Below are 24540 nucleotides of genomic sequence, written 5' to 3'. Positions count from 1 at the left end.
CCCAAAAATGAGGCGCTGGCCCCAGTGTTAACTGTGTTTGAGCAAGTTGCCCAGAATGCGCTCAAGATCGCGAAGCGAATTACAACTGTGCAACTCCGAGCAGTAAGGGCGATAACTCGCCATGATCGAATCGCCAGTATCCCAGCTATTTATATGCTCAGGGTTCAACCATAACACCCGACCGGCCTGCAGATAAACCTTTTGCCAGATATCAGCGCGCCCATTGCCATTATTATTACGCGCATCTCCCAACATAATCACCGTGGTTTTTTGGTCGACATCCTGTAGAGCCTGCTCGGAAAAGTCGCCCAACGCCTTGTCATAACTGGTGGATTGATTGGCCCACTTCGACATAATTTCTCCCAGCGCCTCTTCGAGATTCTGATCTTTAAAAAGATCGGTTACCTCACCCATATCCGAAGAGAACACGAAAGATCGGGTTCTGGGTAAAACCTCCTGCAGACTGTGGACAAACAATAAGAGAAAACGGGCAACCCGGCTGACCGATCCGCTGACATCACAAATCACCATTATTTTTGGACGATCCACTACCGTTGTTTTCCAGCGCGTATGAAATAACACACCATCGTAGGCCGCATTCGCGGCAATGGTTTTGCGGACATCAAGCAAACCACGCTTGCGCAATTTACGTTTGCGACTGTGCAAACTCGCGAGGCGCTTAGCCGCCTTGCGCACCAGATCGGCCATCTGATGCAGATAGTGATTGTCGATATTCGTAAGTTTTACTTTCTGTAGAGTGTTCTCGCGCAGCTGCTGACCCTTCGCCTCGGCATATAATAGATACTGCTGTTCAACATAGTCGCGCACCTGCTCTTGCAAGCGTGCCTGGGCATTACGGAGGCGAGCCGCAAGGCGTTGTTGATCCAACTCATTACTGCCATCCAATTCGAGCAATTCCTGATTGAGAGACTCATTGCCCATTCGATTCATCATTCGATAGCTGAACAGTGGTTTCTGGGTAAACAGCTGGATGTTCTGGACGCCCTCCTGTTGACCGGCGCGGGCAATGGCCATCGCAATTTCAGCCGCATCACCTGCTTGAAGCATTTGCCCCAGTTGAGATTGAGCCTGCACAGCTGGGTCATCAGAAGCTTCCTGGCCATCGGTGGCATCTTCGGACTGCCCACCACCCTGGCCTGAACTGCTCGAAGCCTCACTTTGGCCTTCCCCACGGGCGGTCATATCCGAGTTCGACTCATCGGGCTCTTGCTGTGAACCCTCTTCACCCTCAGAACCTTCGCCCTCAGCATGGGCATCTACTTCGGTAAATTTAAAAAACTCATCGAAGTAATGTTCATAGGTCTGTTTATCCTGCTGATTTTTGGCGAGCACCAAACCCAGACCATGACGCAATTGATTGCGTTCCTGCAAACCCAACAGCTCGGCAACCTTGAGAGCATCCAGTGTTTCAGTCGGAGAAACCGGCACTCCCTGCTGTCTTAAGGTATGAATAAAATCGGCAAAAACTCTCTGCACTCGTAATGACCTGTCTAATTAGGGTTTATGTTTTTATCTGGTTCATAATTTTGCGCAGCTCGGGCTCAACAATTTCAATGTCGTCCTGATACTTCAACAGTAAACTCAAGGTATCACGCACCCATTTTTCATCCAGGCTCTCAACATTCAGTAATAACAGCGCTCTGGCCCAGTCGATGGATTCGCTGATGGCCGGCACTTTCTTTAAGGCCATCTGACGCAGCTCGTGCACAAAGTCGACAAGCTGACCGCGCAGGTTTTCATCCATATCGGGAACCTGGCTGGCAATAATCTGGTTTTCAAGATGAGTTTCCGGAAACGGAATATGCAAATGTAAACAGCGACGTTTCAACGCATCACCCAGTTCACGGGTATTATTACTGGTCAGAAACACAATCGGCTTGCTTTTGGCTTTTACGGTTCCGATTTCAGGAATGGACACCTGATAATCCGATAACAGCTCCAATAGAAAGGCTTCAAATTCCTGATCGGACTTGTCGATTTCATCAATCAACAACACCGCACCGTCAGGCTCACGCAACGCCTGTAGCAAGGGTCGTGTTTCCAAAAACTGTTCAGAGTAAAAAATATCCCCAAAGGAATGGAGGCGCTCCACAGATTCGTCCAGACCTCGCGCGCCCCGCATTACATCACCCAACTGATCCTTTAAGACCTGGGTATACAATAACTGCTTGCCATATTTCCATTCATACAAAGCCTTCGCTTCGTCCAAGCCTTCATAACACTGCATACGAATCAGCGGAGCCGCCAAATACTCAGCGGTCACCTTGGCCAGTTCGGTTTTACCAACACCAGGAGGCCCCTCCACCAAAATGGGCTTTTGCAGATGGCAGGCCAGATACACAGCAGTGGCAATCGCATCACTGCAAATATAGCCGCGCTGCTCAAAAGCTTTTTGCAGTACTTCCGGAGAAGCAATTTTATCGGCGTGTTTAATAATCATGCCAAACTCACATTATTCGTAAAAAGCGACGTTCTCAGCCAGCTCGGCACGAACGGTACGGGTATTGTTGGCCGCATGGCTTGTGTCTTCGTAACCAAAAGAAATGCCACACAGAATTTGCATGCTATCGTCTTCTGGCAAACCCAGCTCCTTGCGAACCAGATCCGGGTAGTAAGCCAACGCCCCTTGAATACAGCTGCTGACGCCGTGAGATTCCATCACAAGGTTGAGAGTTTGCAAATAAATCCCAACATCAAGCGCATTCACAATTCCAAAGCTTTTTGGCATGGCAATAAAGGCCACATGAGGTGCGCCGAAGAAATCATAATTGCGCAGCATAGCCGCACCGCGACCGACCTTATCACCACGTTCAATGCCCATGGAACCATACAATGCATAAGCGCAATCCACCTGACGCTGGCGATACTCTTCAAAAAACCCTAGAGTCACATCAAAATCGGGCTTGGACGGAGCACCGCTGGCAACCGCCTCTGCCAAGCTTTTGGCAAAACGGCGACAACGCTCACCGGAAATCACATAAGCTTGCCAAGGCTGGGTGTTGCAGTTTGAAGGGGCCTGCTGCGCCTTTTGGAAAATCTCTTCCAACAAGTCTTTTTCAATGGTTTGCCCGGTAAACCCGCGCACACTGTAACGCCCTTCCAACAGGGCAAATAAATCGCTTTGCTGTGGTGTGATACTCATACTGAAACCCAGTCCTTTTCTTACTCTTCTTCGCTTAACGTTTACGTCGACGACTCAATGTTTACATCACAGATTGTGTCTGTGTTCTCAAACAGCCAGGATTGGCAAAAAATGCCCCGCCATTCGGATGATGTCACTACCTTAACGCGCCAAAGGCGTTTGTCTATGCCTAAAACGTCTTTTCTATCGACCACTCGGGTCAAAGAGGGAAATCAGACTTTTGATTGCCAACAAGTGTCACTATTAGCCAAGTAGGCGAGCCAAAAATTTGATAGCCTTGAGCGATACAATTAAACGATAGAATAGCCATTTTCATAACAATAAGAGGCCCCCATGTCGCTGCTGAAAACCCTCGCCAAGACTTTGACCGGTATTTTACTACTGCTCACGATAGTCGCTGTCGCTATCTATATGCACTTCAATCCGCGACCTGTGGATGAACAAGCCTATATCAATGCCCGAATTCTAACCATGGATGCCGAGGGAAGTGTCGCCGAGGCCATGTACATCAAAGAGGACCGTATCGTTGCTGTGGGCAGCAATAGCGATATTGAAAAGCTTCTCAGCAGTAAAAATGTTGCCCGCGATATGAAAGGCCAAATTATCATGCCCGGAATTATCGACGCCCACGGCCACTTTCCCGGTTCCGGTCTGGCTGCAGTCGCAGCTGACCTCAACAGCCCACCGATTGGCGGTGTAAAAACCATTGCCGATGCCCTGGCGCTGATCCGCCAACAGGTCGAAAAGAGCCCCGAGGGGAGTTGGGTATACGCTTTCGGTTTTGACGATACCCAGGTCGCTGAACAACGTTTTTTAACTCGTTTGGAACTGGACAGCATTTCCACAAAGCACAATATTTTTGTCAGCCACGTTTCCGGCCATATGGGCATAGCCAACAGCATGGCCTTTGAAAGCGTCGGTTATGACAATACCACCAAACCACCCGTCGGTGGTTTTATTGCGCACAGTGACGATGGGCAACTTGCGGGCCTGGTGGAAGAAAATGCTCAGTACCCATTGGTCATGAAAGCTCTGGATTTTGGCATCAAACAGTTTTACGACATGTCACGCTACGCCAGTGAAGAATACTTACGGCAGGGCGTAACGTCGGCTCAGGTTGGCCTGGCCAACAAAAAATTTATTCAGGGTGTATCGACCTTTGGCCAACTGGGTATCTATCCCCAGAGGGTAGTGATGTGGCCAGATCTTGAAGCTGCCAAGGCCATTCGCGAAGGCGAACTCAGCGTCAACAATATTGAAAGTGCTCGAGTAAAGCTCGGCGCCTTAAAGCTGATTACCGACGGTTCCATTCAGGGCTACACCGGTTTTCTGGGGCACCCTTATCATGTGCAAGCGCAAGGGAAGGCACCTGACTATCGCGGTTACCCCACCATGAAGCGCGATGAATTATTTGCCACGGTTGAAGACTTTCATAAGGCTGGCTGGCAAATTGCCCTGCACGGAAACGGCGATGCCGCTATCGATTTAATTATTGAAGCCTTTCGCAATGCTCAGAAAAAACACCCGAGGGAAGATGCCCGCCCAATCATCATTCATGCACAAATGACCCGCGACGATCAGCTGGACCAATTTGCCGAACTCGGCATGACACCCAGCTTTTTCAACAGCCACGTCTACTATTGGGGTGATCGCCACAAATCCCTGTTTATGGGACCAAAGCGTGCAGCTCGCATCAGCCCGATGGCCGGCGCCAAAGCGCGCGGAGTGCCATTTACCCTGCACCTGGACACCCCCATTGTGCCAATGACGCCCTTTTTAGCGGCATGGTCTGCGGTAAGCCGTGAAACCGCGGGTGGTGATGTTCTGGGCCTGGAACAGGCCATCAGCCCGGTGGACGCACTACGAGCCATTACCATTGACGCTGCATGGCAAATATTTGAAGAAAAAGATCGTGGCTCAATTGAAGCCGGAAAACTGGCTGATTTTATTGTGCTGGATCGTGATCCACTTGAAAGCGTAGAAGCGCTCAGAGACGTCCAGGTCACCGAAACCTTTATCGGCGGTGTGCCGCGCTTTCAAGCAGAGTAATACCAGTACCCCGACGAGCCCGTTAACCACATAGCGAGTAAATTTTCCTAGAGAATTTGCTCGCTGTTGAGTACCTGACAATACTCCCCTTCCAAATTACTCAGCAAAATATCGTGTACTTGGTCCGCTGAATATTCGCAAGCCTGCAGGGTTGTAATTGCCATTGCCGGGCAACATTCCGGAATCAAATAATTCTGAAACCCCAAACCTGCCGCCATTCTCAAGGTTGCATCCACTGAATGGTTTAACAGCACACCAACAAAAACCAATTCCTTAATATCACGTGCACATAAAACATCAAGCAGTTCAGTTTGCGCAAAGGCACAATTTTCCTGTTTGGTAATCAGCAGCTCACCCACTTCAGGCGCCAACTCCGGTTTGAAATTAAACCAGGGGGAGCTTTTATGGTAAGGAGATTCTGAAAAGCGAGACGAATGACGGATATGCAAAACTGGCCACTGCCGTTTGCGCCAGTGTTTTAACAATTTAGCACTGTCTTGCTCTGCACAGGGATGACTGCGCGATAAATCGCTGAAGTGATCAATTGCCTGCTGCCAGTCGATCAACAGCAAAGCGGGTTTATCCGTAGTAAAGTCAAAGCTTGAAAGCGTCATCGCATTTCCCTGCAGAAGTTCAAAAGCCAGAAACAAAAACAGGAGCCGAAGCTCCTGTTTTTAAACACCGATTAAACGAACGCTTAGCGCTTTTTAATATCCGGTGCCAGTGAAACGTTGTAAACGTTTGCTTCGCGAGCCGCATCAGCAATAGCGATGTATTTCTCGGCACTCGCTTTACCATCAGCTTTAATGATCACTGAGGCTTTAGGGTTTTCAGCGCTCAGACGCTCGATGTTTGCGCGAACAGCACGTACGTCAACACGACGGCCTTCCATCCAGATCTCATCAGTGGCACTGACTTCAACCAGAATGTTCTGAGGAGCATCTGGTGGCGGAGGATTGTCATTCTCAGGTGGAATGTTTACGCCAATACCCACTTCCTTCACGAAAGAAGCCGTTACAATAAAGAAGATCAACATGATGAAAACCACGTCCAGCATGGGCGTCAGGTCGATATCTGCTTTCTCTTCAACTTCTACTTTGTTCTTCTTACGACGGCTCATTATTGCTCCGTTATTCTACTCTTGATTTACTCTGCTTGATTTACCCTACCTGCAATCTCAACCAGCAACACCCCTGTAAACAAGGTATATTGGATTTGGCCATACGATTGCACAACTTTTAGACAGCTATCTGGTGGGTAAATTCTGCTGTTTTATCATCGCCTTGGGCAGCTAGTGCCAGCAAGGATGACATGTTAGCGGTTTTGACTCCCAAGGCCAAGTGGCAAGTCGCCTAAAGCTGAAGACCGGCAATATCCGCCAGATTCTGGAGTACAAGTTTACCTAATCACGCCAAAGACCCAATTTGCAGAAAGAGTTTTAGTACATTTGTGCAATTATTTGGTACTGTGCAAACATGGCCTTAGCTTCCCGCTCGAACTGGAGCTTAAAAGCCGATAGAAGAACGTCTACATCAAGATAACAACAGCACACAACGAATAGCTATATTCAGGAGACCTGCACCATGAACCAGGCAGCCAGCCCACTAATGAACGTCGACGCATCCGCCCAGCGCGTTCAGGAAGTCTATGAAAAGCAACGACAGGCTTATCTAAAAAACCCCTACCCAGACTATGAAGAGCGCCAGGCAAACCTGCAGAAGCTGGAAAACATCCTGAAAGACAATCGCGTAGCGATTACCGAAGCCATTAATAAGGACTACGGCAACCGCTCCATTCATGAAACCGAGTTTCTGGAGCTGTTCGGCTCGATCGACGGCATCAAATACTGCCGCAAACAACTCAAGAGCTGGATGAAACCCCAGAAACGTCACACATCCATCTGGTTCTTCGGCGGTAAAAACAAGGTATTGCCACAACCCAAAGGCGTGGTCGGCATTGTGGTTCCGTGGAACTACCCTCTGTTTCTGTGCATGAGCCCTCTGGCAAATGTTTTGGCCGCCGGTAACCGCGCCATGATCAAGATGGCCGCCAATTCCCAAAACCTGTGCCGCCTGCTGGCCGAACTGGTGAATAAAGAGTTTGGTGAAGACACCCTGGCCATCCTGCCTGGCGTCAGCGCCAGCGACTTTACCGACATGCCTTATGATCATATCGTCTTTACCGGTTCTCCGGGTGTCGGTCGTCAGGTCATGGAAAAAGCCGCCAAACACCTGACCCCGGTTACACTGGAGCTGGGCGGCAAATCACCTTGTATCGTCGCCGAAGATTTTGATATCGAACTGGCCTGTGAGCGTATCCTTCAAGGTAAGCTTTACAACGCTGGCCAGACCTGCGTAGCACCGGACTACGTCTTCTTACCCGAGAGCAAGGCCCAGGCCTTTATTGAACACGCCAAGAAAATTGTGCCTCAGCGCTACCCACAATTGGAATCTAAAGACTTCACGTCGATTATTGATTCACGCGCCTATTCTCGCCTGATTCAAACCCTGGATGACGCCAAAGAAAAAGGCGCACAGATTGTGAACCTGCTGGGTGATGTATTGCCAAGTGACGAATTGGAAAAAATTCCACCGACGCTGGTTCTCGACAGCACCGGTGACATGACCGTAATGCAGGAAGAAATCTTTGGCCCCATCATGCCGATCAAAACCTATCGCGATATCGATGAGGTGATCGAGTTTATTAACGTGCGCGAACGTCCTCTGGCACTCTATCTGTTCAGCAAGAACAAACCTCTACAGGAAAAGGTTATTAAAAACACCATTTCCGGCGGTGTAAGCCTGAACGATGTAATGATGCACGTTGCGCAGCACGATATCCCCTTCGGTGGCGTCGGCAACAGTGGTATGGGCCACTACCATGGCAAGGAAGGCTTTATCGAGTTTTCGAAACTGCGTCCAATCTTCCAACAAGCACCCGCACCTGGCACTAAATATATGGTCGCGCCGTTTGGCAAAACCATGGAGTTCATGCTGCGCATGATGCTCGGCAAACGATAAAAAACCCTATACCGTAAACAAAAAAGGGCCTTTTCGGCCCTTTTTTTATTTCATGAAAAAAAGAAAGTTTTACAATTTACGCTTGTAACTCGCCGCCGCCTTGTTACGTTCGTCAAGGCGATTCAAAATCGCGGCCATTTCATCAGCCTGGGATTCTGCCTGCTGACGCTTGGCTGCCTCAATGGCTGCCTTTTCCTGGGCGATGGCTTCTTTAATACGCTTCTCTTTAAGACTGGAACCCGTGCGGCCTTTCGCAACAGCCACATTGGTTTCGGTTGATTTGCGGCTCGCGGTTTTTGCACTCGCTGCTTTTGAACCCGCCGCACTGCTGGCAGCAGATTTGGGCGGCTTACTGCTCACTGCAGAACGCAGAGAACTTTTGCTTTTTGTCGATTTACTTGTCGGTTTTTTCTTTTGAGCCAGTCGGCGCTGTTCAATCTGCAACAAAATGGCCTGCATTTCCTTGGCTTCCTGGCTGGCCTGCTGCTGTCGCAATACCGCACGCTGTTCGCGTTCAGCGTGAATAGCCTCCTTAATGCGTTTTTCCTTACTCGCCGAACCGCTACGACCACTGGACAGTTTTTCACTGGATTCAGCAGCCCCGACCAGAGAGGTCGGTAGCTCATTTTTCTTGCTGGATGGTGTTTCCGAAGTAGTCACTTTTGATTTTTTTTCAAGGCTTTCAGCCGGAATCAGCTCTTCGACCAATTCACTCTCATATTCGGCTTTCGCCATTGAAAAGAGTTCGCGAATATCGCTGCTCACCTGGGTGGCACCGCTGCGTTTTACGGCTGCATCAGAGCCCCGCAGCAGCTTAATGGGTTTCGCACCCAAAGCGTCTCTTGCTTCAGCCAACAGCTCACGCAATTCTCGGCTGTTCTCTGCAAAAGCCCACTCCTCAACGGTGAACTTCTCTACCCCGTGCAAACGAATCGCCGCTTGCAATGCTCCTTCCTGACCTTCATCCGCCGCCGCGACAATCGCGGCCCATTGAGCCTCAATGGATTCTTTCGCTGACCCCACATAGACATTCTGGGTCTCATCACAGCTCACAGTAAAAACAAACACACCTGCTCCCGGCTTACACTAACACCGAACCCCAAAGGGCCACTCAAAAAGGGTGGCGATTATAATGAGTTCAGCGCGAATTAGTAGCGCCACTTGGGAAAAAACCCACATTAAATAAAGCCTGGCTGATAATCAGCGAATCATGCTGCGAGAAAAGGGTCAAAAGTGGACAGCAGTAAATCAACCCCCTCTTAAATTGGTCTATTTTTAGGCAAAGAGGTCACTTTGTGGCGGCTCACTTTCGGGCTCTTTAAAACGAACCCCGAGCCCTAACAAACGAACCGGCTGAAAAGCACGCTCAAATGCCTCAGCGACCAAATCCTGATAGGCCTTCAATGAGTAATCCGCGCCCTGTTTTTCCACAGTTGTGGATGAAAAGTCATGAAATTTCAACTTTACGAAGGGCTTGGCAATCCGGTAACTGTCGTCCAGAGCCGATACACGCGTTTGCAAGCTGTTCAACAGCTCTGGAATTTGCTCAAGGCAGGCATCCAAATCCGGCAAATCACTGGCAAAAGTATGCTCGACACTGAGAGATTTTCGCCTTCGACTGCGCTCAACAGGTCGATGATCTCGCCCTCGGGATAAGTCATACAAACGCTTCCCAAAGCTTCCAAATTTTGATTGCAACAGCTCAAGATCCATCGTTTGCAGTTGATGGCAATGAGTAATTCCCATGGAAAGCAGTTTTTGCTCGGTGACTTTTCCCACGCCATAAATTTTATTCACCGCAAGCGCGGCAACAAATTCAGCCTGTTGGGCTTCACTCACTACGGTTAAACCGTCCGGTTTTTGCCAATCACTGGCAACCTTGGCAATAAACTTATTAGAAGCAACACCGGCAGAAACGCTGATCTGCAATTCTGAACTGACGTCTTGGCGAATTGCCTCGGCAATACTTTTGGCGTCGTCAAAACGGCCCTCATTGACCTCTCGACTGACGTCCAAAAATGCTTCGTCCAGGGAAAGGGGCTCAATGATATCCGTATAGCGATAAAAAATATCCTGCATCTGCCGTGACACATCCCGATATTTTTCCATATTCGGGCGCATAGTCAGAATACCAGGACAAAGTCTGCGGGCATATGCCATCGGCATCGCCGAACGTACACCAAAACGGCGCGCCTCATAATTGCAGGTTGCCACCACGCCTCTACCCTTCGCTTCACCACCAATGGCCAATGGGCGACCGCGTAAATCTGGGTCATCGCGCATTTCAACCGAGGCGTAAAAACAGTCGGCATCGCAATGAATAATGTGGCGCTGCTGTTTCATAGCGTAACGAATTGGCCCTGTTATATAGAGAGTTTTGGGATTTATTGGCCGCAATCGGGTATATAATAGGAAACATCGGCCGACTGTTTATTATTGTAACACTCAGTCAGGCTTCCATTGAGACAGATTTCACTAGCCGACCTTAGCAAAATTAAAGAGACTCAAATATGAGCGTAGAATCCTGGGATCCAAATGCCGACGCCCAAAAGAAAAGCTATGCACTTAACCATGAAGTGCTGCTGAACATAATCGCGCAACGTCAAAAGCTCCCCGAGCAGCCCATCTCCGAATATTTTGATGCTGAAGAGCTGCAAATCCACAGCGCGATGATGAAACAGGATCGGGAAAGCTGGTTAGCCGCTGTTGGAAGTTTTAGCGAGCCTCAATTACTCAGTTTGATCGAGTTTTTAACCCTCGCCGAGAAGCAAATTTCCAGCTGGCAGGCCGGCGCCGACTCCCCAGTCATATATATTGTTAAATTCATGCGACAAAATAAAATGCCACTGAGCAAAGACATGTTGCTATGGATTAAAGCAAACAGCGACAACCGCTTTTTGCCCAATGGCCCACTATAAAAAATGAAATTTTCTAATTTTTTTCTAAAATTAATGTGAATTCAGGTAAAACGGCCAATAAATGCCAAAATATGCTATTTTTTTGACCGTAAACTCTTGAATTTTGTCAGTAAAGACGTACCTTATACACGCGTCGTAGTCGGCTGGATATTTTTACCATCAGATCCGCAATATAAGCGGGCTGGCCAGCCACTCAAATGAAGTTTCAGTGCTAGATTTATTAACATTCAAAGGAAAATAAGATGGCAGCTCGCAAAGCTAACGACCCAGTCGCTAAATTAGAAGCAGAACTGGCAAAAATCCAAGCCCAACTGGTTAAGGCTCGTGCCAAGCAGGAATCTGACCTGGGTAAAGAAACCGCTAAACTGGAAAAAGCCGCTGCTAAAGCCGCTGCTAAAGCGAAAGCTTCTAGCAACAAGGTTGCAGCTATCCGTAAGAAGAAGAAAACTGCTGCTCAAGCCAAGCAATTGGCTGCCGCTACTAAAGCTGCTGCTGCAGACAAGAAAGCTGCTGCTGATGCGAAAGCCGCTGCAAGCGCTAACAAAGCTGAGCTGAAAGCAATTAAAGCTGCCAACAAGCGTGCCAACGACGAAGCCAAGGCTATCGCCAAAGCTGAAGCCGCTATGGCCAAAAAGCAGAAGGCTGCCGATAAGAAAGCCGCTGCCAAGCAAAAAGCTGCCGACAAGAAAGCTGCTGCTCGTGCCAAAGTAGCTGCCAAGAAGAAAGCTGAGCGTGAAAAGGTTGCCGCTAAGAAAGCCGCTGCTAAAGCCAAGGCTGCTGCCAAAGCTAAAGCTGCTCGCGAGAAAGCTGCTGCCAAGAAAGCTGCCGCTAAAGCCAAAGCTGCTGAAAAGAAAGCCGCTGCCAAGGCTAAAGCCGCTGAGAAGAAAGCTGCCGCCAAAGCCAAAGCTGCTGAAAAGAAAGCCGCTGCTAAAGCTAAAGCCGCTGCCAAGAAGGCTGCTGCCAAGCAAAAAGCTGCTGAGAAGAAAGCCGCTGCTAAAGCTAAAAAAGCCGCTGCTGCCAAGAAAAAGCCAGCTGCTAAGAAGAAACCAGCCGCCAAGAAGAAGCCTGCTGCTAAGAAAGCTCCAGCCAAGAAAGCTGTTGCCAAGAAAAAGCCAGCTGCTCGTCGCGGTCGTCCAGCAAAGAAAGCTGCTAAGAAGTAATTACAGCGATCTGAGCAAAAACGGCGCCTCGGCGCCGTTTTTTATATCTGCAATTTGCGTATTCACCCTTAACACCCCAACCACCTGTTACTGAATCCCCTCTGCCTCGCCAATCAGATAATTGACGAAGGCTCGATTAGCCGGCGACAGATAGCCTCCTTTTTTCCAACCCATTCCCATTTCAATGTATTGCGGCTCATGAAAAGGCAACGCCAACAGCTCTTGTTCCTCTTCAACCAATCGCCGTAAACACAGACACATGCCTTGACCGGATGCCACCATATTGACCATCAGGCGCAGAATATCCGTCTCGACAATAATATTCGCCTTGTGGCCAGATTTTGCCTCAAGATGGTTCAAAATCTGACGCAGGTGATACCCCTGATGGTAAACCAACAAGGGTTCATCTTTGATATCGTGAAAATCAACTGCCGTTTTTTCTGCAAAAGGGTGATCAAGGGCCATGCACAGCACAACCTCCTCGCGCAGCAGATAACTGGATTCGATCAGTTCCGAATGCTGGCGCACATTCACAATGGCCATATCCGTTGAACCATCCAGCAACATTTGTTCTGCACGCTGGGTGCCTTCGGCCGTAATGTGCAAATCGATACCGGGATAGGCCTGCCGAAAGCCAATCAATTTTTCGGGCAAATAATAGGAGCCCAACATGGCCGGGGTATCCAATCGCACTTGCCCGCTTTTTAACGCTTCCAATTCCCGGAGTTCATCTTTCGCCTGCTGGAACTCGCTTAAAATACGCTCGGCCCGGAACAATAGTTTTTCACCGGCGGCGGTTAAACCAATTCGCCGATCAATTCGGTTGAATAGCGGCGTCGCTAATTCGTCCTCCAGCTTTTTAACCGCAATGCTCACCGCCGGTTGCGCCATATGCAGTTCCAAAGCCGCTTTGGTGAAACTCTGGCTAATGGCCACCTGACGAAAGATCTGTAGCTGTCGTTTATCCATGGTTCCTCTTATCTGCTATTTCGCGTCTATCACCGTTTCGCGTCGGATCGATATACCAAACATGCCCATATATAAAATATATGCCAACAATATAAACGATATATTTTATATATGCACACAGCTGGAGTATAATTACATTACACGTGAAGCATTTGCCTATGACTTACTATACAGTTGGACAAATGCCTTAATTAGCGAAACTACACTCAAGCGGAGCACACCATGGCGAAGTCCCCCTGGGCCAGCTTTAACTGGCAAGACCCTTTCCTGATGGATTCAATGTTGACTGAAGAAGAGCGCATGGTGCGTGATTCTGCCCACCAGTACGCCCAGGAGCAGTTATTGCCACGCGTACGCGAGGCCTATCAGAAGGAAGAAACCGACATTAATATCTTCCGTGAAATGGGCGAGATGGGCCTGCTGGGCGCGCCTCTGGAAGGCTATGGCTGCCCTGGCGTGAGCTACGTAGCCTACGGTTTGATTGCCCGTGAAGTTGAGCGTGTGGATTCCGGTTACCGCTCTATGATGTCAGTACAGTCCAGCCTGGTGATGTTCCCGATTTGGAGCTACGGCAGCGAAGAGCAGAAAGAAAAATATCTTCCAAAACTGGCCAGCGGTGAGTACATCGGCTGCTTCGGCTTAACCGAACCCGATCACGGTTCTGATCCGGGCTCTATGATCACTCGCGCTAAGAAAGTTGACGGCGGCTACCGCTTGAGTGGCGCCAAGATGTGGATCACCAACTCCCCGATCGCCGATGTGTTTGTAGTATGGGCCAAGACCGATGACGATGTGATTCGCGGCTTTATTCTGGAAAAAGGCTGGGAAGGTTTGAGCGCACCAAAGATTGAAGGCAAGCTGGCCTTGCGCGCCTCCATCACCGGTGAAATTGTGATGGACAATGTATTTGTTCCTGAAGAAAACCTGATGCCGGGCGTACAAGGTTTGAAAGGCCCCTTCGGTTGCTTGAACTCTGCACGTCTGGGTATTTCCTGGGGTGCACTGGGTGCGGCAGAAGCCTGCTGGCACTCGGCTCGTGAATACACGATGGATCGCAAACAGTTTGGTCGACCCCTGGCACAAACTCAGTTGATTCAGAAAAAGCTGGCGGTTATGCAAACCGACATCAGCCTGGGTCTGATGGGCAGCTTGCGCGCCTCCCAGTTAAAAGATGCCGGACAGTTGGCCCCTGAGTTGATCTCCATGATGAAGCGCAACAACTGCGTGAAGGCTCTGGAAATCGCTCGCGAAGCACGTGATATGCACGGCGGTAACGGTATTTCCGATGAGTACCCGGTAATGCGTCATATGTGTAACCTGGAAGTGGTTAACACCTATGAAGGCACCCAGGATATTCATGCATTGATTCTTGGCCGTGCCCAAACCGGCCTGCAGGCGTTCTTCTAAGCAACGCCGTTTTTGGGCCGGCATTAGCCGGCCCAAACATTTCCGCGCATCCGCGCAGCAACATTTTCACCTTTATTTTTTGGAGCAGTCATGTCCAGCCAGGCTTCCGATTCTCAAAAAACCGGCCCACTCACTGGTTTTCGCGTTCTCGACATGAGCCGCATTCTTGCCGGCCCGTGGAGTGCGCAAACCCTTGCCGATCTCGGTGCACAGGTCATTAAGGTTGAACGCCCTAAAGTGGGGGATGACACCCGCCGCTGGGGACCTCCCTATTTAAAAGATAAAGACGGACAAGACACGGCCGAAGCGGCCTACTACACCGCGGCCAATCGCGGTAAAGACTCGATCACGGTCGACATTACCCAAGCCGAAGGTCAAAACATCATTAAACAACTGGCGCAGAAATGTGATGTATTGATTGAGAACTACAAAGTCGGTGGCCTGAAGAAATACGGCCTGGACTACGAAGCTCTGAAAGAAATCAATCCAGCATTGATATATTGCTCCATTACCGGCTTTGGGCAGGACGGTCCATACGCTCAACGCGCAGGCTATGATTTTATGATTCAGGGCATGGGCGGCCTAATGAGTATTACCGGCGAAAAAGACGGTGAGCCCGGTGCTGGCCCACAAAAAGTCGGCGTGGCCGTTACCGATTTATTTACAGGCTTATATGCAACCATTGCCATTCAAGGCGCCTTGCTTGAACGCGAACGCTCCGGTCTCGGTCAGCATATTGATCTGGCGCTGTTGGATGTTCAAACGGCAGTTCTGGCAAACCAGGCCAGCAACTATCTCGTCGGCGGTACGGTTCCCCAGCGCATGGGGAACGCTCACCCCAACATTGTTCCCTATCAGGCTTTTGCAACGAGTAACGGCTTTATTATTTTAGCTGTGGGTAACGATGGCCAATTTGCAAAACTGCTGCAGTTGGCTGGTCGTGAAGAATTAATGCAGGACGAGCGCTTTGCGACAAACCCCGCTCGTGTGCAAAACCGTGACGTCGTCTGCCAGGAAGTCGCCGAGATTATGGTGCAACAAAGCAGCGAATACTGGCTGGAAGAATTGTCGGTTCGCGGGGTTCCCTGCGGCCCAATCAATAACATTGAACAGGTTTTTGCTAATCCGCAAATTCAACACCGCCAGATGCAAATCGACGTAGAGCATCCTCTGTCAGGCAGCATCTCCCTGTGCAACAGCCCAATTAAATACAGCCGCACCGCGATTGAAATCAGTAAAGCTCCTCCTTTGCTCGGCAGCGATACCGACGATGTACTGAGCGATCTTTTGGGAATGGATGAAACACAATTGAACAGCCTCCGGGAAAAAGGCTGCATCTGATTCTCTTCCGACAGGGCTATGGAGCGTCTACTTCGCGCCCTGTCAGTTTCAAACGGTAACTCGTACCACTGGTAAAAATACACTCCGCACGAAACGCCAGGCGCTCGCCAATCAAACTTACCGCGTCAAAGTCAATCGCGATACCCACCGTCGCATCTTTATAGAGCGTCGGTTCGGGCCGTTCACGGGTCAGCACACGAATGGTGCGGAAGTCTTCATACATATCCGCCACGGCTTTATTGCAGGCCGTCCAGAACTCTCGCATGGAACGTTCGCTGGGACCTTTGTGGAATCGGGATTTGGTGCGATCGTAGGTTTTAAAGCTGGTGCCATCGAGCAGCAGGGAGAAGGTTTTCCGCTCATCGTCACGACACAGAATTTTGAATACCGGAACCTGCTGACTGCTCAAATCCACATTCACTGTGCCCTTCAGCACCTGGCTGCAACGGGGGTTCTCCCTGGCAACATCGACCGCCTGCTTTAACTGGGGCAACTTTCCCTTGTAACTGGTGGGCAACCATAAGTAGGGATCAGCCGCCTTCAGCACCGGAGCATGAAAAGAGGCATAGAACAGAACAGAGCAGATGAATATACAACGGGCTAGCATCGGTGATTCCACATATTTTCTTACTATAGTTATAGCGGAAATTTTTCACTTTGCTTGAGCCTGATGAAGGCATGGCACGTAAATAAAGCCAAGACAAAAAACCCGGCGCATGGCCGGGCTTTTCAGAGAGTATTTATACCGCCTGGCCTTTTCGCCCATTAGGTAAAAAATAGCGACGAACCAGATACACAATTCGCTGGGGTAAAACCAGCAGTACCGGGGTCACTACCAGGGTCAGAATCGTAGAGAATACCAGACCGTACACAACGGCACTGGCCAGTGGTACGAAGAAGGAAGCAATCACGCCACCGGTAACAATCTCGCGGCCCACAAAATCCACGCTCATACCCAGGGCAATCGGCAACAAACCCAATACCGTGGTTACCGTGGTCAGGAAAACAGGACGCAAGCGCTGGGCACAAGCACGCACCACCGCTTCCGCCGGAGTCAGCTCAGAATCCTGCTGGCGCACATGATTGTAGGTATCGATCAAAACGATATTGTTGTTCACCACAATACCCGCCAGAGCCACAATACCCACCCCGGTCAGAATCACACTGAAAGTCTGTTGGGTAATCAACAGTCCCAGCATCACGCCTGCAGTGGACATGATTACCGCTGACAGAATCAGGAAGCCCTGATAGAAGCTGTTAAACTGAGTCACCAGCAATACAAACATCAGGAACAGGGCCAACGAGAAGGCAACCGACAGGAAAGCCGCCGAGTTGTTTTGCTCTTCATTGGCACCCCGGAACTCCACTTTCACTTCAGAATCCCTCGGCTGCTCGGCCAACCAGGCTTCGATTTCCTTCACCTTGTTATCCGCCAACACACCCGGTTGAACATCGGCGCGCACCATCATGATTTCGATACCATCCACGCGCTTGACCTTATCAACCTTGGGCTGAGCTTCTCGGCTCACAAAGCTGGAGATTGGCGTAGAGCCCGAGTTGGTATTCACGCGCAAATCGTCGAGGGCCATCATGCCTCGCTCGGCATCCGGATAGCGCACGCGGATATCAACTTCTTCATCGGCGTCATCAGGGCGGTACTCACCCACCTTCACGCCGTTGGTAACCAGCTGAACCGCACGTCCGACTTCAACAATATTGGCACCCATCTGAGCCGCCAGGGAGCGATCCACTTTCAACTCCCACTCAATGCCTGGCAATGGCGTGGTGTCCGTGACATCGCGCAAACCTTCAAATTCGGTATCCAGAGCGTGGTGAATCCGACGCGCCGTTGCCACCAATTTGTCATGGTTATGCGAGGAAATCTGAATTTGAATCGGCTTACCCACCGGCGGGCCACCTTCAAAGGCGTTCGCACTTACGATCACACCGGGAATATCCTTGGTGTTTTTATTGATGTCCGCAAATACTTCACGGGTACGCTTGGTCAGTTTCTGGGGGTCATCCAGCTCAACCAACAAGGTACCTACCTGATCTTTTTCCGGAGGACGTGCGCCACCACCCTGGGTACCACCACTGCCGCTGGCAGAATAGGTTGAAATCACACCCGGGGTTGCGATCACTCGGCGTTCGACTTCCTGTACGATATCGCGTACTTCTTCCACGGATAAATTACCCTGAGCACGCACCGCCACCTGGCCATACTTCTCTTCGGTTTCCGTAAAGAATTCCACGCCGGCGTTACCTGCACCGTAGGCCATAAAAATTACAACCAGCGTAAACAAGCTCACACCGAACATCACCACAGGGCGACGCAACAGGGTAGTCAGCAAACGAGCGTACGCCCCGGTAACGCCTTGAACTTCTGTTGGAGATTCGGTTTCCAGCTTGCGCAGGTACTGTTGAACGTCCTGCTCCATTTCACTGCGGCCCATCAATGAACCCAGCACAGGTGCGAACAACAAAGCGTACAGTAATGAACCGGTCAGTACTGCGAATACCGTTGTGGGCAAGTAACCCATAAATTCACCGGCAACACCCGGCCAGAACATCAATGGTAAAAAGGCCGCCAATGTTGTTGCGGTAGAGGCGACAACCGGCCAAAACATGCGCTTCACCGAAATCTGATACGCCGCTTTTGCGCTCAAACCTTCGGCCATTTTCCGATCGGCAAATTCGGTAATTACGATGGCACCATCAATCAGCATACCCAGGGCTAGCAACATGCCGAACATCACCATAAAGTTAAAGGTGTAGCCCATATAGGAAATGATAATGATGGCAAACAGGAGGGAGAACGGAATTCCCAGGCCAACCAGCAAACCCGAGCGGAAACCCAGGGCCGCCACAACAATAACCATTACCAGCAACATCGCGGTAACAATATTACCTTCCATCTCACCAATCATGCCGAGGGCAAAATCGGATTGATCCAGAATGTATTCAACGGTTACGCCTTTGGGAATATTGCCCGCGTTTTCGTTAACAATGGCCTGAACTTTTCGAGTAACAGCAATCTGGTTCGCATCGCGACGCTTGGTCACCTCAACCGCAATTGCGCTTTCACCATTCACACTGGTGAAACGGTTCGGGTCTTTAAAGGTGCGACGAATATCCGTTACCTCACCGAGGGTCACAACACCATCGGCGGTGGACTTAATCGGAATCCCGTAAACGTCCTGAGCGGTTTCAATCAGGCCCGGTACTTTAATTGCGAAGCGGCCCTGACTGCTGTCCAGTTCACCGGCCGGCACCAACAAGTTGTTGCCGATGACCGCATTAATTAACTCAGTACTGGTAATGCCATAGTGTTCAAGCTGGTCGGGATTGATGATTACCTCAACCACTTCCTCACGATGGCCAACCATATTGGCTTCGAGAATATCCGGCAGGCCCTCAAATTGGCGCTTTAAGTCCTGAGCGGTTTTAAACAGAGTACGCTCGGAAACGTCACCACGGAAAGTCACCACAATGGCCGGAAAATCACTGGCCGAGGCTTCTTCAACAACAGGTTCTTCAGCTTCTGTGGGCAACTTGGCTTTCGCCCGATCAACCGCTTCTCGAACTTCGGTGACCGCCAGTTTGATGTCTTTATCCGATTCAAACTCCACCAAAATATAAGCGGTGGATTCACGCGCGGTACCGTTCAGTTCTTCCAAACCTTCCAGTGTGCGTAACTCCTGCTCAAGAGGGCGCAGCAACAAGCGCGCACCATCTTCAGGAGAAATACCTTCCTGAAAAACAGAAACGATCACAAACGGCAGACTGACGTCCGGCTGCATTTCCACCGCCATTTTGTCGCGGGAAAACATGCCTACCAGCACGATCAAAAACAATATGCACAAGGTGCTCCGGAAGCGACCTACGGCTACATCGAGAAATTTCATAGACTGGCCGCCTGCTCCTCTGCCTTAGCTCCGCCGGCAAATTTGTAAGCGACTTTTTCTCCCTTGGCCACATACTCCTGACCGACCGTAATCAGCAGGGATGACTCTGGAATGCCCAAAACCCAAACGCCGTCATCGTCGTTACCAATAATCTCGACCAGATAAAACTGCACGACCTTGGTTTCATCCACAATGCGCACGCCAACCTGACCATCATCGTCCAGGGTCAGCAGCGAAGCGGGAATGTGGAAAGCTTCAACCGAGCCTACGGGAATCACCAGTTTACTGGTAATGCCCGCCAACAATTTGCCATCGGCGTTAGGCACTTCAACTTCAATTGGGAAGGTGCGAGTGACGGTATCGGATTCACGACCGATATAGCGGATGCGACCGGTCACCTGCTCACCAGTGCGTAACTTGGCCTGCGCCTCGCCACCAACCTGCAAGCGAGCCACATCGGTTTCAGAAACCTGACCGGCCAATACCAGAGGGTCTAAATCGATCACACGGGCACAGGTGTCACCCTTGCGCATATAGTCTCCCAGCTCAACCGGACGCAAATCCACAACACCGTCAAACGGCGCTTTAACTTGCAGATTTTGTAAATCAAGTTCGCTGCGTTGCAAATTCGCTTTTGCCGTCTGTAAACGGGCTTTCGCACCAGCAATGGCGGTTTTGGATTGGTAGCCGCCAGACTTCAAACGCAGTGCGCCATCGTATTCCAACTGCGCCTGCTGCACAGCCGCTTTGGCTTCATCCAAACGCAGCTTGCGATCTTCCATGGCGATTTGACACATAGTGTCGCCAATCTTCACCTGGGCACCTTTAACCACCGGCTGCTGGGCCACACGGCCTTCAACTTCCGCACGAACATCCACCATACGATGGGCCTGGGTGCGAGCACGAACTCGAACCTGCAAGGCGTAAGGTTCGCTTTTCAAGCGCTGAACCTGAACCGTGGTCAGTTTGTCTTCGGCTTTGACCTCGCGCTGGGTTTCCTCGGAATCCGAGCTCACCACCAGACCCGATAACATCCACAGTCCAGCCAGGACGGCAATAACCGAAGCGATGCGATAATTTTTACTTTCCCATAGGGAACTTAGACTCTGCATACTAATGAACCAAGAGCATCAACATAAAAAAGAAGGGTAATAAGTTTGAGGCTAGTAATTTAGCGCCAGCAAGCGAAACCGCAAGCCAATAAATGTAAAGCGTTTCAAAACCCTCTAATTCTAGCAGAGATAAAGATAATCGCGGCATTTTAGGCATATTTATGCAATTTTCGAATGCATATTCGCACATGCTGATAAAGGCCCGAAGGATTGACTTTTGCAACGCTCTGGCTTGCATCTATATAGCCGCAAGTTACAATCTCGCCTTTCTTTTTTGCCCTCTTGGACGAGTTATGAATATCCGTGAAATCCTGAACCAGCGTTTTGCCCAAGCCATGTTGGCCGCCGGCATTCCTGCGGACTGCGCGCCCCATGTTGCGCCCAGCAAAAACCCGCAATTTGGCGACTATCAAGCGAATGGTGCCATGGGCGCCGCAAAAGCCATGGGTCGCAAGCCACGTGATATTGCCCAGGAGATTCTGGATCAAGTGACGCTTGACGACATGGCCGACAAAACCGAAATTGCTGGCCCCGGCTTTATCAACGTTCACCTGCGCCCGGAATGGATGGCTGAGCAGCTTAAACAGCAAGACAGCAAAGCGCGCCATAACGACGACGCCCAAACCATCGTGGTTGATTACTCCTCACCAAACCTGGCGAAGGAAATGCACGTTGGTCATCTGCGCTCCACCATCATCGGTGACAGTTTAGCTCGCGTTCTCGAATTTATGGGCCACAGCGTTATTCGCCAAAACCATGTCGGCGACTGGGGCACCCAGTTCGGCATGCTGACCGCCGAACTGGAAGAACAACTGGGACAAAACCAGGCCGCCAGCATGGCCTTGAAAGATCTGGAACAGTTTTATCAGCAGGCGAAAAAACATTTTGATGATGACCCCGCATTTGCGGATAAAGCCCGTGACTATGTGGTAAAGCTGCAAAGCGGTGATGCCAAATTGCTGGAGCTGTGGGAGAAGTTTCGTGACGTTTCCCTGGAACACGGCGAAGAACTCTACCAAGCACTGGGCGTGACGCTGAAGCGCGACGATGTGAAAGGCGAGAGCTTTTACAATGATGACCTCGCCAATGTCGTCAGCGAATTAAAAGCACAGGGCCTGGCCGTGGAAGACGACGGCGCGATAGTGGTATTCCTGCAGGAACTGGCTGATAAAGAAGGCAATCCTTCTGTTGTCATTATCCAGAAAAAAGGCGGCGGCTATCTTTATGCCACCACCGACCTCGCCGCAATGCGTCACCGCGTAGGCGAACTGAAAGCCGATCGCATCATGTATTTTATCGACGCTCGTCAGTCTCTGCATATGAAGCAAGTTTTCACGCTGGGTCGAAAAGCCGGTTTTGTCAGTGACGATGTCAGCCTTGAACACCACGCCTTTGGCACCATGATGGGCGAAGACGGCACACCATTTAAAACTCGCAGTGGTGGTACCGTTAAACTGGCTGACCTGACGACAGAAGCGGTTGAGCGTGCAACGGCACTGGTGGAATCAAAGAACCCTGACTTGAACGAAAGCGAGCGCGCCGAGATTGGTCGCAAGGTGGGTATCGGCGCGGTGAAATACGCCGACCTATCCAAAACACGTACCAACGATTACATTTTCAGTTGGGAATCCATGCTGAGCTTCGAAGGTAATACCGCACCTTACCTGCAATACGCTTACGCACGTATTCAGAGCATTTTCCGTCGTGCCGAAGTGAGCGCTGATGACATCAATGCCGAGCTGCAACTCAACGCCCCGGAAGAACAGGCACTGGCCTTAAAGCTGCTGCGTTTCGAGGAAGCCATTGAACAGGTGGCCAAAGAGGCCTACCCACACATTCTGTGCACCTACCTTTATGAGGCAGCCAGCCTGTACATGAAGTTTTACGAAGCCTGCCCAATCCTGAAAGACGGAGTAAGCGAGGCTGACAAGATGAGCCGCCTCCAGCTCTGTGCCGCCACCGCCAGTATTTTGCGGACCGGTCTTGATCTGCTCGGCATCGAAACGATGGAAAAGATGTAAACCAGAAACCCGGCCCAGGCCGGGTTTTTTATTCCCATCGAATTTACCACGGTCCCCACCTCAGCTTCCCCATTGCCCCTCCATGTTTCACTTTTGACCATTTTTATTATTTTTTGCCAAGGCAATGGCGCATCTGGCCATTGCGAACCACTCTCACCTGGGGTTTTATAAGCTCTGATTTTTGGCAAAGGATAAATTCCCATGGCACTACCCGAGATTCTTAAAGGTCGCTTATCGGTCCCCGCAGTGGCCTCACCCATGTTTATTGTTTCCAACCCGGATCTGGTTCTGGCCCAGTGTAAGGCCGGTGTGGTGGGCTCTTTCCCATCCTTGAATGCCCGTGGGGAAGGTGAATTTGAAAAGTGGCTAATCCACATCACCGAAGAGCTGGATCGCTACAATCAGGAAAACCCGGACAAGCCAGCCGCGCCTTATGCGGTAAACCAGATTGTACACCGCTCCAATAATCGCCTGGATCAAGATCTGGAGCTGTGCGTTAAGTACGAAGTACCTATCGTCATCACCTCTCTGGGCGCACGCGTAGAGCTGAACGAAGCCATCCATTCTTACGGCGGCATCACCCTGCATGACATCATCAACAACACCTTCGCCAAAAAAGCGATTGAGAAAGGCGCTGATGGCCTGATCGCCGTTGCGGCCGGTGCCGGTGGCCACGCGGGCGTACAATCACCACTGGCGCTGATCCAGGATATTCGTCAATGGTTTGATGGCCCGCTGCTGCTATCCGGTTCCATCGCAACTGGAGATGCCATTCTGGCAGCTCAGGCGATGGGTGCCGATCTGGGTTATATCGGCTCAAGTTTTATCGCCACGACCGAAGCCAATGCCGATGAACGCTACAAACAAATGATCACCGACTGCGACGCCGAAGATATTGTTTACAGTAATTTGTTCACCGGTGTTCACGGCAACTATCTGAAACCGTCTATTGAAGCGGCCGGTCTGGACCCGAATGATCTGCCAGAAAGCGATCCTTCGAAAATGAATTTTGGTTCCGGTGGTGATCAGAAGAGCAAAGCCTGGCGCGATATTTGGGGCTGTGGCCAGGGTATTGGCGCCATCAAGGAAGTGCGTCCGGCGGGCGAATTCATTGAACAACTTGGTCGAGAATACAAAGCAGCCCTGGCGCGATTAAACGCCTTGCAGGGCTAAAGGAGCACATAAAAGTATGTAAAGTCGCCCGAAGCCGATGGGGGCTATAAAGCAGGAAGGGGGCTTTATAGCTACCTTGGGGTATGAAGGGCGGCGTCCCATCGGTTCGGGCAGTTTTATTCTGGACTTGCCCGAGCCCCCAAATCATCACGTATTTATCACAATTTTCTCATCCCTTCTCGTCACTTGTTTTCGCCATATGCTCATTCATTTTGAGTCTAAATAAAGCCTTGCGCAGAGTCTTAAGCTCGGCAAAACTTCGCGGGTTAACAATTCTTACAACCACAAATTTGTCGCGGATA

At 50.4% G+C, this 24540-nt stretch carries 19 protein-coding genes; 8 read left to right on the top strand and 11 right to left on the bottom strand.

Annotated features, from left to right (window positions below):
* Positions 1 to 27: 27 nt before the first annotated feature.
* From G8768_RS21245 to G8768_RS05275, 3 genes are read right to left on the bottom strand one after another with little or no spacing between them, the layout of a single operon-like run.
* Positions 28 to 1497: a VWA domain-containing protein gene (locus G8768_RS21245; RefSeq protein ID WP_166850236.1), complete on the bottom strand. Its 1470-nt coding sequence runs from the start codon at positions 1495 to 1497 to the stop codon at positions 28 to 30.
* 25 nt (positions 1498 to 1522) lie between these two features.
* Positions 1523 to 2461, bottom strand: a complete 939-nt coding sequence (locus G8768_RS05280; protein WP_166850239.1) for an AAA family ATPase — start codon at positions 2459 to 2461, stop codon at positions 1523 to 1525.
* Positions 2462 to 2473: 12 nt separating this feature from the next.
* Positions 2474 to 3163: a nitroreductase gene (locus G8768_RS05275; protein ID WP_166850242.1), complete on the bottom strand. Its 690-nt coding sequence runs from the start codon at positions 3161 to 3163 to the stop codon at positions 2474 to 2476.
* Positions 3164 to 3496: 333 nt separating this feature from the next.
* Here G8768_RS05275 and G8768_RS05270 point away from each other — a divergent pair, with 333 nt between their 5' ends.
* Positions 3497 to 5212, top strand: a complete 1716-nt coding sequence (locus G8768_RS05270; protein ID WP_166850245.1) for an amidohydrolase — start codon at positions 3497 to 3499, stop codon at positions 5210 to 5212.
* Between the two features lie 47 nt (positions 5213 to 5259).
* Here G8768_RS05270 and G8768_RS05265 read toward each other — a convergent pair whose 3' ends face one another.
* Together G8768_RS05265 and G8768_RS05260 are read right to left on the bottom strand one after the other, a co-directional pair.
* Positions 5260 to 5826: an isochorismatase family protein gene (locus tag G8768_RS05265; protein ID WP_166850248.1), complete on the bottom strand. Its 567-nt coding sequence runs from the start codon at positions 5824 to 5826 to the stop codon at positions 5260 to 5262.
* Between the two features lie 83 nt (positions 5827 to 5909).
* Positions 5910 to 6332 (bottom strand): ExbD/TolR family protein, encoded by a 423-nt coding sequence (locus G8768_RS05260; RefSeq protein WP_166850251.1) that lies wholly within the window; start codon positions 6330 to 6332, stop codon positions 5910 to 5912.
* 463 nt (positions 6333 to 6795) lie between these two features.
* On the opposite strand from G8768_RS05260, the gene G8768_RS05255 reads away from it, so the two are divergent.
* Positions 6796 to 8232: a coniferyl aldehyde dehydrogenase gene (locus G8768_RS05255; RefSeq protein WP_166850254.1), complete on the top strand. Its 1437-nt coding sequence runs from the start codon at positions 6796 to 6798 to the stop codon at positions 8230 to 8232.
* Between the two features lie 69 nt (positions 8233 to 8301).
* Here G8768_RS05255 and G8768_RS05250 read toward each other — a convergent pair whose 3' ends face one another.
* Both G8768_RS05250 and dinB read right to left on the bottom strand, forming a co-directional pair.
* A complete protein-coding gene (locus tag G8768_RS05250; protein WP_166850256.1) occupies positions 8302 to 9300 on the bottom strand; it encodes a ferritin family protein in 999 nt (332 codons plus the stop codon).
* Between the two features lie 207 nt (positions 9301 to 9507).
* Positions 9508 to 10575, bottom strand: coding sequence for a DNA polymerase IV (gene dinB / locus G8768_RS05245; protein ID WP_166850259.1), 1068 nt, complete (start codon positions 10573 to 10575; stop codon positions 9508 to 9510).
* A gap of 167 nt (positions 10576 to 10742) precedes the next feature.
* On the opposite strand from dinB, the gene G8768_RS05240 reads away from it, so the two are divergent.
* Together G8768_RS05240 and G8768_RS05235 are read left to right on the top strand one after the other, a co-directional pair.
* Positions 10743 to 11150 carry a hypothetical protein gene (locus tag G8768_RS05240; protein WP_166850262.1) on the top strand — a complete coding sequence of 136 codons (408 nt, stop codon included), beginning with the start codon at positions 10743 to 10745 and terminating at the stop codon, positions 11148 to 11150.
* 242 nt (positions 11151 to 11392) lie between these two features.
* A complete protein-coding gene (locus tag G8768_RS05235; protein WP_166850265.1) occupies positions 11393 to 12310 on the top strand; it encodes a hypothetical protein in 918 nt (305 codons plus the stop codon).
* A gap of 87 nt (positions 12311 to 12397) precedes the next feature.
* On the opposite strand, the gene G8768_RS05230 is transcribed toward G8768_RS05235, so the two are convergent.
* Positions 12398 to 13279, bottom strand: a complete 882-nt coding sequence (locus G8768_RS05230; RefSeq protein ID WP_166850268.1) for a LysR family transcriptional regulator — start codon at positions 13277 to 13279, stop codon at positions 12398 to 12400.
* Between the two features lie 222 nt (positions 13280 to 13501).
* Here G8768_RS05230 and G8768_RS05225 point away from each other — a divergent pair, with 222 nt between their 5' ends.
* The gene (locus tag G8768_RS05225) at positions 13502 to 14686 is read left to right on the top strand and encodes an acyl-CoA dehydrogenase (RefSeq protein ID WP_166850271.1); all 1185 of its coding nucleotides are present in this window, start codon (positions 13502 to 13504) and stop codon (positions 14684 to 14686) included.
* A gap of 90 nt (positions 14687 to 14776) precedes the next feature.
* Positions 14777 to 16027 (top strand): CaiB/BaiF CoA transferase family protein, encoded by a 1251-nt coding sequence (locus tag G8768_RS05220; RefSeq protein ID WP_166850274.1) that lies wholly within the window; start codon positions 14777 to 14779, stop codon positions 16025 to 16027.
* A 16-nt stretch (positions 16028 to 16043) separates the two neighbouring features.
* Here G8768_RS05220 and G8768_RS05215 read toward each other — a convergent pair whose 3' ends face one another.
* The 3 genes from G8768_RS05215 to G8768_RS05205 all read right to left on the bottom strand — a co-directional run bounded on the left by G8768_RS05215 (position 16044) and on the right by G8768_RS05205 (position 21044).
* On the bottom strand, positions 16044 to 16634 hold the full coding sequence (locus G8768_RS05215) for a hypothetical protein (RefSeq protein ID WP_166850278.1): 591 nt from the start codon (positions 16632 to 16634) through the stop codon (positions 16044 to 16046).
* Between the two features lie 133 nt (positions 16635 to 16767).
* Entirely contained in the window at positions 16768 to 19932 is a 3165-nt protein-coding gene (locus tag G8768_RS05210; protein WP_166850280.1) for an efflux RND transporter permease subunit, read from the bottom strand.
* Positions 19929 to 21044 carry an efflux RND transporter periplasmic adaptor subunit gene (locus tag G8768_RS05205; protein ID WP_166850282.1) on the bottom strand — a complete coding sequence of 372 codons (1116 nt, stop codon included), beginning with the start codon at positions 21042 to 21044 and terminating at the stop codon, positions 19929 to 19931. The genes G8768_RS05210 and G8768_RS05205 overlap by 4 nt, the downstream gene beginning before the upstream one ends.
* Positions 21045 to 21337: 293 nt before the next feature.
* Here G8768_RS05205 and argS point away from each other — a divergent pair, with 293 nt between their 5' ends.
* Both argS and G8768_RS05195 read left to right on the top strand, forming a co-directional pair.
* Positions 21338 to 23065 (top strand): arginine--tRNA ligase, encoded by a 1728-nt coding sequence (argS, locus tag G8768_RS05200; RefSeq protein ID WP_166850284.1) that lies wholly within the window; start codon positions 21338 to 21340, stop codon positions 23063 to 23065.
* 201 nt (positions 23066 to 23266) lie between these two features.
* Positions 23267 to 24238 (top strand): NAD(P)H-dependent flavin oxidoreductase, encoded by a 972-nt coding sequence (locus G8768_RS05195; RefSeq protein ID WP_166850286.1) that lies wholly within the window; start codon positions 23267 to 23269, stop codon positions 24236 to 24238.
* Positions 24239 to 24540: the final 302 nt, after the last annotated feature.

The organism is Pseudoteredinibacter isoporae (genome assembly GCF_011602085.1).
GTDB lineage: Bacteria > Pseudomonadota > Gammaproteobacteria > Pseudomonadales > Cellvibrionaceae > Pseudoteredinibacter > Pseudoteredinibacter isoporae.
This window is presented reverse-complemented; position numbering and strand designations above follow the sequence as displayed.

What these genes read in the sequence shown, in the direction of transcription:
- G8768_RS05215 (WP_166850278.1), bottom strand. Translation starts at nt 16,634, where the DNA reads ATGCTAGCCCGTTGTATATTCATCTGCTCTGTTCTGTTCTATGCCTCT.
- G8768_RS05220 (WP_166850274.1), top strand. Translation starts at nt 14,777, where the DNA reads ATGTCCAGCCAGGCTTCCGATTCTCAAAAAACCGGCCCACTCACTGGT.
- G8768_RS05270 (WP_166850245.1), top strand. Translation starts at nt 3,497, where the DNA reads ATGTCGCTGCTGAAAACCCTCGCCAAGACTTTGACCGGTATTTTACTA.
- G8768_RS05195 (WP_166850286.1), top strand. Translation starts at nt 23,267, where the DNA reads ATGGCACTACCCGAGATTCTTAAAGGTCGCTTATCGGTCCCCGCAGTG.
- argS (WP_166850284.1), top strand. Translation starts at nt 21,338, where the DNA reads ATGAATATCCGTGAAATCCTGAACCAGCGTTTTGCCCAAGCCATGTTG.
- dinB (WP_166850259.1), bottom strand. Translation starts at nt 10,575, where the DNA reads ATGAAACAGCAGCGCCACATTATTCATTGCGATGCCGACTGTTTTTAC.
- G8768_RS05225 (WP_166850271.1), top strand. Translation starts at nt 13,502, where the DNA reads ATGGCGAAGTCCCCCTGGGCCAGCTTTAACTGGCAAGACCCTTTCCTG.
- G8768_RS05255 (WP_166850254.1), top strand. Translation starts at nt 6,796, where the DNA reads ATGAACCAGGCAGCCAGCCCACTAATGAACGTCGACGCATCCGCCCAG.
- G8768_RS05275 (WP_166850242.1), bottom strand. Translation starts at nt 3,163, where the DNA reads ATGAGTATCACACCACAGCAAAGCGATTTATTTGCCCTGTTGGAAGGG.
- G8768_RS05235 (WP_166850265.1), top strand. Translation starts at nt 11,393, where the DNA reads ATGGCAGCTCGCAAAGCTAACGACCCAGTCGCTAAATTAGAAGCAGAA.
- G8768_RS05210 (WP_166850280.1), bottom strand. Translation starts at nt 19,932, where the DNA reads ATGAAATTTCTCGATGTAGCCGTAGGTCGCTTCCGGAGCACCTTGTGC.
- G8768_RS05230 (WP_166850268.1), bottom strand. Translation starts at nt 13,279, where the DNA reads ATGGATAAACGACAGCTACAGATCTTTCGTCAGGTGGCCATTAGCCAG.
- G8768_RS05240 (WP_166850262.1), top strand. Translation starts at nt 10,743, where the DNA reads ATGAGCGTAGAATCCTGGGATCCAAATGCCGACGCCCAAAAGAAAAGC.
- G8768_RS05265 (WP_166850248.1), bottom strand. Translation starts at nt 5,826, where the DNA reads ATGACGCTTTCAAGCTTTGACTTTACTACGGATAAACCCGCTTTGCTG.
- G8768_RS05280 (WP_166850239.1), bottom strand. Translation starts at nt 2,461, where the DNA reads ATGATTATTAAACACGCCGATAAAATTGCTTCTCCGGAAGTACTGCAA.
- G8768_RS05205 (WP_166850282.1), bottom strand. Translation starts at nt 21,044, where the DNA reads ATGCAGAGTCTAAGTTCCCTATGGGAAAGTAAAAATTATCGCATCGCT.
- G8768_RS05260 (WP_166850251.1), bottom strand. Translation starts at nt 6,332, where the DNA reads ATGAGCCGTCGTAAGAAGAACAAAGTAGAAGTTGAAGAGAAAGCAGAT.